Origin of the sequence: Algoriphagus sp. NF (assembly GCF_028823735.1) — a bacterium.
Lineage (GTDB): Bacteria > Bacteroidota > Bacteroidia > Cytophagales > Cyclobacteriaceae > Algoriphagus > Algoriphagus marincola.
Genome location: NZ_JAPEIB010000091.1, coordinates 1 through 1,869, shown reverse-complemented (window position 1 = coordinate 1,869; position 1,869 = coordinate 1). Strand labels below are relative to the sequence as shown.

At 45.9% G+C, this 1,869-nt stretch carries 2 protein-coding genes; both read right to left on the bottom strand.

What is annotated here, in order from left to right; genetic code table 11:
• Positions 1 to 122 precede the first annotated feature (122 nt).
• Entirely contained in the window at positions 123 to 551 is a 429-nt protein-coding gene (locus OU792_RS18450; protein WP_134203051.1) for a hypothetical protein, read from the bottom strand.
• Positions 551 to 1,300 (bottom strand): hypothetical protein, encoded by a 750-nt coding sequence (locus OU792_RS18445; protein ID WP_274671045.1) that lies wholly within the window; start codon positions 1,298 to 1,300, stop codon positions 551 to 553. The genes OU792_RS18450 and OU792_RS18445 overlap by 1 nt, the downstream gene beginning before the upstream one ends.
• Positions 1,301 to 1,869 lie beyond the last annotated feature (569 nt).

The window sequence follows — 1,869 nt, the reverse complement described above, 5'->3', positions numbered from 1 at the left end:
TCCTTCCTGCTTACCTTTCAACGCTGTTACCTCAATCTGCAATCTCCTGAAATCCTCTATGAGAAATTTTAGGAAGAAGGCAATAATGGAGAGCAACAGCGAAATCAAGGCTCCTGTAATGGTCAACAATAAGACGGAGACAGGCATGATTCCAGTTGATAAGGGATAGGAGAAGAAACGATTTGGAGTTCGACTACCTCCTGTCTCTCCCAATAGGGAGTCAGAAAGTCCATCAGCTTCAGAAAGGCCAGTCGGGTAAATAGGGGAGTTCCGTCTTCTCGGAATTTGGTCACCGGACAGATTTCAAACTTCCCCGGTAGATAAGGGGCAGTTTTAGGAATCAATCGTCCGGAGTTCCCTACCCGAATAAACCAGCCAATTCGCTCATCATGATCGGGCTCCAGTTCATAGCAGCCTTCCTCCAGGCAATTCCGGCTTGGGTCAAAGCAGTCTTTCGGTGCTTCCCGAATCAGACAAAGCTTTCTGGGACCCAAGTGCAGGGCCCCCAGGGTATTCCGGGGGCTGTACCTGCGCTTAAGCAGCAATCGCATTAGCTGGTTTTTTCAAGACTGATGATCTTGGCAGCATTATGCGCACCGTTGTTGATGGCATAATCCACCCCATTGACGGCCTGAATAAACTCCACACTGACCAAAAAGGCATAGTGTGTACCGCTCAACTGAGTCTTGTCCACACTCAGTGTCTGAGCCAGACTGGGCGCTGTCACCGCCTGTACCGGGGTACTCTGAGACTGAAGACTGCGACTCCCGCTCTCAAAATCAATCCCCACACCGGAGGCCGAAATCTTGAAATGCGTGGCCCCGGCAGGCATGGCTAAAAGGTCCTGCGGATTAAATGCCGGTAGCTGAACTTCCCAGGCGGAAGCACTGTCCTGTAATCCGAGTTCGAAGAACAGTACACTGCTGAGGGAAGAACCCGAATTGAGTTCCATATCCTTCATCAGCTGCCAGTCTCCGTCCTTCACAGTACGGTCACCGCGAACGTTGAGCTCATCGGATTTTAGGACCTGCATCATGGATTGGGTAATCCGCTGCGTCAGGCGACGGTCCCCAATCTGGGAAATGACCGGTCTCAAGGCATCCCGAAAGAGCTTGGAGGATTTGGCATTGTCGGTAAACTCCCGGATATTTTCCCGAGTCCGCGCAAAGCGTGGATCATTTAAGATCCGGTTTCTGCTGACTCCGCCCTTTTCACGTGCCAGATATCCATCTTTGGTTTTATAGAAGGAGAGTCTTCCGATTCTCCCTTCCAAGGTTATTACTCCTGTTTGTTTTGCCATAGTTGTATGGGTTTTGGTGAAACATGGAGCTAAGATGAATGCGAGTGGAATAAATTGAAACTAAACGTGCAGTATCTGTAAAAACCCGCAGAATTTGCAGGATATTTAATGGATTTATACCTTTTTTAAAGGGTATAATTATAATAGAATTAGATGTCTTGATTTAGTTTTTCCTCGATGAATAAACTTCAATTCATTGGAATTGCATGCAACATTCCGCCTGTCACCAATTATTTATACTAGTTGGTTTTCGTAGCTAAAGCAATTGATATTCGCAATCCAATGGAAATTAGGTTCCTAGGCTTTCCATATTTCCCGATTTGATGTAGAAATGCCGTAGGCATGCGATATATTTTAACCTGCCATTTTAATGGCTGGCAGAGGAATATAAAGCGCAGAATTCAATGCTGTAGGCATGAACGATTTGCAATATGAGCATCTACTATCTTCGCTTTCTTATCCTGTTTTAAGTCCATTCCCAGCAATAGGAGTTTGAAAAGCGCAACTTTTGATCCCAGGAACTTCTATAAAAACTGAAAAATATAAGACTGCCTTTTTCCATAAAAAAC